This window comes from Pontibacillus marinus BH030004 = DSM 16465 (assembly GCF_000425225.1).
Taxonomy (GTDB): domain Bacteria; phylum Bacillota; class Bacilli; order Bacillales; family BH030062; genus Pontibacillus; species Pontibacillus marinus.
The window spans coordinates 18,665-27,552 of the sequence record NZ_AULJ01000055.1 but is presented as its reverse complement, the minus strand read 5'-3'; the positions used below and the strand labels follow the sequence as shown (position 1 = coordinate 27,552).

Sequence of the window (8,888 nt, the reverse complement as noted above, 5' to 3'; positions counted from 1 at the left end):
GAGGAGTCCGTTGCTGTTGAGTAATTTGTTGCGGTCAGTGAAACGGCAAGCCTGTTGTGGAAGAAAAGCCGAGCCTCCTCGTGCCTGCGGGGTCTCGTCTTCCCTTTGTTACCACGACAGTTTGCCGTTTCCTTCCCTCCACGCGATTATGGAGACTAACGGACCCTTATTTTGACTTTCCCACCACATATTGATTGGAAAACATATTCACAGAAGTTGCTTAGACCCTTGTCATGATAGGATTATACTACCTTGGAATTAGAACACCTCATCCTAGAACTACGGCGGTTCCGTTAGTCACCATTCGGCCAAGGTGGGCTGTGGAACGGGTTGACTCTAGCGGAAGAACGGAGTGACGAGACCCCGCAGAGAGCTTGCGAAAGAGGAGGCTCGGCGCTTCGTCCGCAGGAAAGCAACCCGTTCCACAGCCCGCCGCACTCCACAACAGCAACGGAACCTCTCAGTTTCAAGTCTTCAACATAACTGCCATAATACTGAACAACTTGAATATAAAATTCGTCACTCTTAAAGGTAAAAAAACAATTAAGAATTTTCTTTCATTTCCCAATTATTGTATTGCGTTCTATCAAAATGACTAGTAAAATTTTATATATGAAAACGGTTTCAGTATAAGAATGCTAGTCATCAGGAGGAGTATATTGTGCCAACGATTAAAGATGTCGCCAAGTATGCTGGGCTGTCACGAACGACGGTTTCTCGCGTCATTAACGATCAACCTTATGTCTCTGACGAAAAACGTCAGTGCGTATTGAAAGCGATGGAAGAGCTTGGGTATGTTCCAAATTCATCTGCTCGTAGGTTACGTAGCCAAAAAACCGAAACGCTTGCGGTTCTATTACCTCGCATCACAAATCCATTCTTTAGCCATTTAATAGAAGCGATGGAGATAAAGGCATCTCAATGGGGTTATCAGGTAATCATTTGCCAAACACATGAATCTGAACAAAAAGAACAAGATTACTTAGAACTCTTACGTACCAAACAGGTAGATGGAGTGATTATGACAGCTGTTCATAATGATTGGGAAGTCATTGAATCCTATCGTGAATGTGGTCCAATAGTAGTCTGTAATGAAAACATTGAAGAAGCACAAGTACCTTTTATATATGTGAACCAGGAAGAAGCCGCCTATGATGCTACGATGCATCTGATTCAACAAGGCTGTAAGAATATTTCTTTTCTAAGTGGAGATGACGATAGTAACGTCTCTGCCTATCGAAGAAGTGGATTTTTGAAAGCGCTTCAAGAATCTAGCTTACCATTTTTGCCGAATGCGAGTTATGCAAATGCGATTGATGTAAATAGCGGAAGAGAAATCTTTCGAGAATTACGCAGGTTAAACCACCCGATCGACGGTGTTTTTACTGGTTCTGATGAAGTGGCAGCGGGTATGATTTACGAAGCTATAAAAGAGGGTGTTCGAGTTCCGGAGGACATGTCGATCATTGGGTTTGACAATCAATCGATTTCAATGCTTATGAGCCCTTCGATCACTACGGTAGAACAACCTGTCCAAGATATGGGGGAAAAATGCGTGGAGGTACTTATTGATCAGATTGAACATAAACATAGATCTGTCAGAGAAGATCATGTTTTTGAACATGAATTAAAAGTACGAAATTCAACATTTCAAGAAATCGCATTAGTAAATTCATAAGGTGTGAAAAGAAAGCAGGCAGCTGCTTTCTTTTTTTATAGTATTTTTTAAAAAATCACCAATCTGTACTACAAACTGTTATACAAAAGAAAAACGGACAGCCGTGGCTATCCGATTAGTGAGCATTGTTTAAAGTTATATGTCTAGGGTAACATTAATCATGAAAATACAGAGAGCTTAACGGGCAGGGTCGTCGCAATTCTCGCAAAGGTTGCCGTAACAGTCGGCTTGAGCCTCGAAGCTATTACCACATTTTGAACACTTTTTGTCCGGTAGATTTTTGAAAAACTCTAACACATTCATCATAATGGATCCCTCCAGAGTTGGTTATAGTTTTATTGTAGTATAACAGATGTTACAACACAAGAGTTTGTTTTATAACAGCTTGTACTTTTTTTAATTCCACATCCTATAAAAAGAAAACATGAAATCCTATATTAGGAGGTAAAAAACATGAAGGTTACGGTTAATGGCTTTTGGGGTGGTTATCCCGCAGCATATGGTGCAACATCAAGCTATATTGTCGAGTCGAATGGATTTACGTTACTTGTAGATTGCGGGAGTGGAGCCCTCTCACGACTACAGTCTAAAATGGATGTCATGGACGTTGGAGCGGTCATTATTTCGCATTATCATTTTGATCACATTGCGGATATTGGGGTGATGCAATACGCATGGAAGGTTCAAAACATTCTGCGTGAAACAGATCGTCAACTCCCGATTTTTGGTCACCAGGAGGATATGGAATCCTTCCAAGCATTGACGCATGAACGGACTCAAGGGTATGCATATGATCCTGCTAAACCAATTCAAATAGGGCCATTCACGATTCGTTTCATGAAAACCGCGCACCCTGTTCCATGTTATGCGATGCGTATTTCAAATGGCTACCGTGACATCGTTTATACAGCTGACTCTAGCTATAAAGAAGAGTTTATTGAATTCAGTAAAGGAGCTGATCTTCTTATTACAGATAGTAATTTCTACGATGGAATGGATGGTTCAGGCCCTGGGCATATGACGAGTACCGAATGCGCTCATATTGCAAAAGAAGCGGGTGTGAAGGAACTGTGGTTGAGCCATCTTCCTCATTTCGGTACGGTAACTGATCTCCAAGAACAAGCTGAACAGGTTTTTGGTGGAACCGTGATGATAGCTGATGGGGGACTCACATGGGAAGTTTAAACCCATACCGGTAAACATTTGAACGGGGGTTCACTTTTGGATACAATGAAAGAGGAATGATTCAAAAGGCTCGTGAAGGAGGAACTACCATATGTTGCTATTTGTTGATAATGAGGGGATTAATGATCCGCGCATTAATTTAGCTATAGAAGAATACGTGCTTAAAAATCTTGATATCGATAACGATAAAAATTACTTGCTTTTCTACATCAACAAGCCATCGATTATCATTGGGAAAAACCAAAATACGATTGAAGAAATTAATACAGATTACGTAGAGGATAACGGCATTCATGTTGTACGTCGACTTTCTGGTGGAGGAGCCGTGTACCATGACCTTGGAAACCTAAACTTTAGCTTCCTTACAAAAGATGATGGTAATAGTTTTCATGATTTTGCGAAGTTTACCAAGCCAGTTACAGATGCACTTCAAAAGTTAGGTGTACAAGCTGAACTGTCTGGACGTAATGATATTCAACTTGACGATGGCCGAAAAATCTCAGGTAATGCCCAGTTTTCAACGAAGGGACGTATGTTTAGCCACGGAACGCTAATGTATGACTCTGAAATTGAAAATGTAGTTTCAGCATTACGCGTGAAATCCGAAAAAATCCGTTCTAAAGGAATTAAGTCAATCCGTAGCCGCGTAGCCAATATTTCAGAATACATGGACGAGAAATTGTCTATGCAAGATTTCAAAGAAATGCTTCTACGCTACATTTTCGATGTGGAATCTGTTGAAGATGTTCCACAATATAAACTAACTGAAGAAGACTGGGAAGCGATTTACAAACTTTCTGAAGAACGTTATCAGAAATGGGAGTGGAACTACGGAAAATCTCCTGCTTCTAACATTCAGCATTCTCACCGTTTTGATGGTGGAACAGTTGACGTACGTTTAGATGTTAAAAAAGGAACTATTGAAAATGCTAAAATTTACGGAGACTTCTTTGGTGTTGGAGATGTTAGTGATATTGAGGAGCGTTTAATTGGCACAAGATATGAACGTTCATCCATCGATGAGGCTATTAAAGACTTAGATATATCACATTATCTTGGACGTGTATCAAGAGAAGACTTTTTATCTTTAATTTACTAGAAAGAAAAGCACTGGCTATGCTATGGTCAGTGCTTTTTTTAAAACTAAAGAAAGATTTTGCTCAGAGATGTCTAGCTCCAGCGCCCAGCAACGAATGGACTTCCCTCGCCTCCGTACGATAAGTCAACATCGATTCACCAAGGTTCATCGTGTTTCCTTTATCGTACTACGGGCTCAGTCCAGTCCCTTCGTTGCTAAACGGGCGCTTGCGCCTTTCGTGTCAAAAACTTGCTTGAAAGTTGTCAGTATTTTATAATAAGTATGAAATTTTTAACCAGAAAGTGAATGACTATTCATTCATTAATGAGTACATAATGGGGAGGGAAGTCATGAATATAAGTGAGAGACTGACACAAACAGCAACTGAGAATCCGTCAAAAGCCGCTTATATCTTTCAAGATCAAGAAACGAGTTACCAAGAATTAGAAGGTGCTGTGACCAAGTTTGCTTCCAGTTTGAAGGATCTTGGTTATGAAAAAGGAGATCACATTGCACTCGTCACGGGGAACAGTCCATATTTTGTTATTGGATTGTATGGGGCATTACGTCTGGGATTAACCGTTATACCTGTGAATCCAATCTACACAGTTGATGAAATGAGCTACATCTTGAAAAATGGTGATGTAAAAGGTGTCATCACGATGGATCTTTTTGTAGGAAAGTTCGAGCACATGGATAAGAACTTGCCTGATATTCGCCATTACATTGTTGCAGAAACAAGCCAGGATATGAGTTGGCAACAAAGTTCTTTATCCGATAAAATGAAATCGTTTACAATGCTTGCTCAGGCAGGAAGCTTAGAACTTGACCGTCCAACACTAGATGATGAGGACACAGCAGTTATCCTATACACTTCTGGTACAACAGGAGCACCTAAAGGGGCTATGTTGACGCATAAAAACCTTTATTCAAATGCAAAAGACGTCGCTGACTATTTAAAATATAGTTCTGATGATCGGGTCATTGCTGCTCTTCCAATGTTCCATGTATTTTGTTTAACCGTGTCATTAAATGCACCACTTATGAATGGTGGAACAGTTTTAATTGTACCGAAATTCTCACCAGAAGCAGTCTTTGCCATGACAAAACAATGGCAGGGAACGGTTTTTGCAGGTGTACCAACCATGTACAATTACTTACTGCAATATGCTACAGAACACGTACAAGATTTCTCTAGTATTCGTTTATGTATTTCAGGTGGCGCATCCATGCCTGTTGCCCTTCTGCATAGTTTTGAAAAGGCATTTAATGTCATTGTGTCAGAAGGATATGGATTATCTGAAGCATCTCCAGTTACATGCTTCAACCCATTAGATCGTCCTCGTAAACCAGGATCTATTGGGACAAGTATTTGGAATGTTGAAAACAAAGTCGTTGATGAGCTAGGCGAAGAGGTTCCAGCTGGTGAAGTTGGAGAACTTATTGTTCGAGGACCGAATGTCATGAAAGGGTACTACAAACTACCTGAAGAATCTTCTGTGGCATTGAGAGATGGATGGCTGTACACAGGGGATATGGCAACAATGGATGAAGAGGGTTACTTCTTTATCGTAGACAGGAAGAAAGATATGATCTTAGTTGGTGGTTATAATGTATATCCTCGAGAAGTAGAGGAAGTCCTGTATAATAATGATCACGTAACCGAAGTGGCTGTAATAGGCGTGCCTGATCCAAATCTAGGCGAGTCCGTACAGGCATTTGTGGTGGTAGATGATTCTCGAATTACGGAAGAAGAATTAACTAGATATTGTGCAGAACATCTAGCGAAATATAAAATCCCAGCTACTATTGAATTTTTAGAAGAATTACCAAAAAATACAACAGGAAAAATATTACGAAAAAATCTACGAGAACAAGTAAAACAATAGATTCAAACCAGTCCTCACGTTAAGTGGGGCTTTTTTTTTACTACTGTAAATTGTGAAAATATTTTGAAAATAACTTGAATAAAGCGCTTACATAGTGTAATTTTATAGACAACCACATTTGATAGAGGGAAATTTTCAAAAAAGGGTTGAATTTTGATTCTCTATCATATAGTTTAGAGAGCAACTTAGAATTATTTAGTACATAAAAGCGTAGAAGTATAAAAGCTTAAAAGCGCTAAAACAGAGGGGGAGACATTTTTATGAAAAAATGGTTGTTAATGGTCAGTGCTTTGCTTGTAGTCGCAATGGTAGGTTGTTCTTCTGATTCAGAGGCAAATGGTGATGGAGGAGACGGTGGAGATGCCAAGTATCAGATTGGTGTAACGCAAATCGTTGAACACCCATCCCTAGATGCTGCTCAAGAAGGTTTTAAAGCAGCAATAAATGATGCGGGCTTAGATGCTAATTTTGATGTTCAGGTCGCTCAAGATCCGAAGAACAATAAGCCGATTGCAGAAAAGTTCGTAGGGAACGATGTGGACTTAATCTTTGCAAACTCCACTCCTAGTGCGCAAAGTGTTTTAAATGAAACAAAAGATATACCAATTGTATTTACATCTGTAACAGATCCAGTTGGAGCTAATCTTGTTGAATCCATGGAAAAACCAGGTGGAAATGTAACAGGTACTTCTGATACACATCCTGAAGCAATGCAGAAAACTCTGTCATTCATGACGGAAGAGGTAGGCGTTGAGACGATCGGGATGATTTATAATGCTGGTGAGCAAAACTCAGTTTCTCAAGTAGAAAAAGTAAAAGAACTTACGGACGGTAGCGTTGAAGTGAAGGAAGCTACAGTGTCTAGCTCTGCTGAGGTAAAACAAGCAGCTGAATCCCTAGCAGGGAAAGTTGACGCATTCTACATTATCACAGATAACACAGTTGTAAGTGCTCTAGAATCTGTATTGCTTGTTGGTCAAGATCAAAAAACACCAGTATTCGTAGCTGAGCTAGACTCTGTTAAACGTGGTGGCGTAGCTGCTTACGGATTTGATTACTATGATATTGGTTATGAAGCAGGTGAAAAAGCCGTTAAGATTCTTGAAGAAGGTAAGAAACCTGGCGACATCCCAGCGACATATCCGCAAAACTTAAAACTACTAATTAATAAAGACGCTGCGAAAAAGATGGGTCTTGAAATTAAAGATGAGTGGAAAGACATGGCGGAGTTCACTGAAGGAGAAGAGTAAAGGAGGAGCATCATGATTAATGCGCTGTATGGAGCATTAGAGTCAGGTTTAATATACGCAATCATGGCATTAGGCGTTTACCTTACCTTTCGTATTTTGGATTTCCCTGATCTAACTGTTGATGGAAGTTTTGTAACCGGAGGTGCTGTTGCATCCATTTTGATGGTGAACGGGACCTCCCCGTTTCTGGCTACGCTTGCAGGAGGTGGGGCTGGCTTCATTGCTGGCTGTATTACAGGTGTTCTGCATACAAAAGGGAAAATTAATCCTTTGCTAGCTGGTATTTTAATGATGATTGCATTATGGTCGATAAACCTGAGGATTATGGGACGACCTAACATTCCGTTATTAAATGAAAGTACCTTGTTCACGCAAGGGAAGGAGTTTTGGCAGAGCATGCCGGTTGATCAATGGCTTATGGCGCCATTTAACTGGTTGGGGATTACCGCATTTGCACCATCTACGTTTTTCGTCATAATTAGCGTAGGAGTCTTAGTCATTCTGTTTAAAAAACTGCTCGATTGGTTCTTGCATACAGAAGCAGGCTTGGCTTTACGAGCAACAGGGGACAATGCTCGCATGGTAAAAAGTTTATCTGCTAATACGAACCAACATATCATTATTGGATTGGGAATCTCCAATGCATTTGTTGCAATCAGTGGTGCCTTAATTGTGCAATATAATGGGTTTGCAGATGTTGGGCTTGGAATCGGTATGATTATCGTTGGTCTGGCTTCGGTGATTATTGGTGAAGGTCTCTTCGGTAAAAGCTCTATCGCACGTACAACACTAGCTGTAGTACTTGGAGCTATTGCATACAGACTTATTTTATCTGTTGCCCTACAGCTTGAGTTTGTCAGCGCCAGTGACTTGAAACTAATTACAGCGCTAATTGTAACGGGGGCACTTGTTGTACCAACGTGGTGGAAGCAATGGAGAGATAAGCAAGAACGTGTGAAGAAACAAAAAGAGCTCACGAAAACCTTAGAACAAGAAAGGGGAAAAGACGTTGCTGCAGCTTCAACAGATTGAAAAAGTATTCTATGAAGGCACACCAGATGAAAAGACAGCGATCAACGGACTTTCCCTGACCCTTGAAGAAGGTGACTTTGTTACGGTTATTGGAAGTAACGGGGCCGGAAAGTCTACACTCTTAAATATAATCTCAGGGGTGCTGTTCCCTGATCAGGGACTTATTGCGGTCGATGATAAAAATGTAACCTTCTTACCTGAACATAAGCGTTCCAATTGGATTGGACGTGTGTTCCAGGATCCGATGGCAGGAACAGCACCGAATATGAGCATTGAGGAAAACTTAGCTTTAGCTCTGGGGCGAGTCGAACGCCGAGGTCTAAGAAAGGGCGTAAGTTCAAAACGTAAAAAACAATTTAAAGAGTGGCTTTCTTCTTTTAATGTGAAGTTAGAGGATCGATTGAACACTCGAGTTGGACTCTTATCTGGAGGTGAACGTCAGGCGTTATCTCTTTTAATGGCGACGTTTACTGAACCACGCATTCTTTTACTTGATGAGCATACAGCTGCTTTAGACCCTGCCCGTGCGGAGCACATTACAAACATCACAAATGATGTGGTGTCTAAGCACAATCTCACTACGTTAATGGTTACACATGATATGGAACAGGCTCTATCCATGGGGAACCGTTTAATCATGATGGACGACGGCGAAATCATCTTCCATGCGAACAAGGAAGAAAAAGATCAACTCACTGTCGAAGATCTTATGAATGAATTCCAGAAAGCCAAAGGTAAAACAATGGCAAATGATAAAGCGCTTCTTAAATAAAAAA

Annotated in this window: 8 protein-coding genes; 7 read left to right on the top strand and 1 reads right to left on the bottom strand. The window is 40.6% G+C overall.

Going from position 1 to position 8,888, the window contains the following annotated elements; all coding sequences use genetic code 11:
• The first annotated feature begins 661 nt into the window (after nt 1–661).
• The gene (locus tag H514_RS0112515; RefSeq protein WP_027447273.1) at nt 662–1,678 is read left to right on the top strand and encodes a LacI family DNA-binding transcriptional regulator; all 1,017 of its coding nucleotides are present in this window, start codon (nt 662–664) and stop codon (nt 1,676–1,678) included.
• 177 nt (nt 1,679–1,855) lie between these two features.
• On the opposite strand, the gene yhfH is transcribed toward H514_RS0112515, so the two are convergent.
• Entirely contained in the window at nt 1,856–1,981 is a 126-nt protein-coding gene (gene yhfH / locus H514_RS24365) for a protein YhfH (RefSeq protein WP_324604045.1), read from the bottom strand.
• Nucleotides 1,982–2,131: 150 nt separating this feature from the next.
• On the opposite strand from yhfH, the gene H514_RS0112505 reads away from it, so the two are divergent.
• From H514_RS0112505 to H514_RS0112480, 6 genes are all read left to right on the top strand, one after another.
• A complete protein-coding gene (locus tag H514_RS0112505) occupies nt 2,132–2,863 on the top strand; it encodes an MBL fold metallo-hydrolase (protein WP_027447272.1) in 732 nt (243 codons plus the stop codon).
• Nucleotides 2,864–2,957: 94 nt separating this feature from the next.
• The gene (locus H514_RS0112500) at nt 2,958–3,962 is read left to right on the top strand and encodes a lipoate--protein ligase (protein ID WP_027447271.1); all 1,005 of its coding nucleotides are present in this window, start codon (nt 2,958–2,960) and stop codon (nt 3,960–3,962) included.
• 329 nt (nt 3,963–4,291) lie between these two features.
• Nucleotides 4,292–5,830, top strand: a complete 1,539-nt coding sequence (locus H514_RS0112495) for a fatty acid--CoA ligase family protein (protein ID WP_027447270.1) — start codon at nt 4,292–4,294, stop codon at nt 5,828–5,830.
• Between the two features lie 260 nt (nt 5,831–6,090).
• Complete coding sequence (locus H514_RS0112490; RefSeq protein WP_027447269.1) at nt 6,091–7,080, top strand: ABC transporter substrate-binding protein; 990 nt, start codon at nt 6,091–6,093, stop codon at nt 7,078–7,080.
• 12 nt (nt 7,081–7,092) lie between these two features.
• Nucleotides 7,093–8,112, top strand: coding sequence for an ABC transporter permease (locus H514_RS0112485; RefSeq protein ID WP_027447268.1), 1,020 nt, complete (start codon nt 7,093–7,095; stop codon nt 8,110–8,112).
• Nucleotides 8,090–8,884, top strand: a complete 795-nt coding sequence (locus H514_RS0112480) for an ABC transporter ATP-binding protein (RefSeq protein ID WP_027447267.1) — start codon at nt 8,090–8,092, stop codon at nt 8,882–8,884. The genes H514_RS0112485 and H514_RS0112480 overlap by 23 nt, the downstream gene beginning before the upstream one ends.
• Nucleotides 8,885–8,888: the final 4 nt, after the last annotated feature.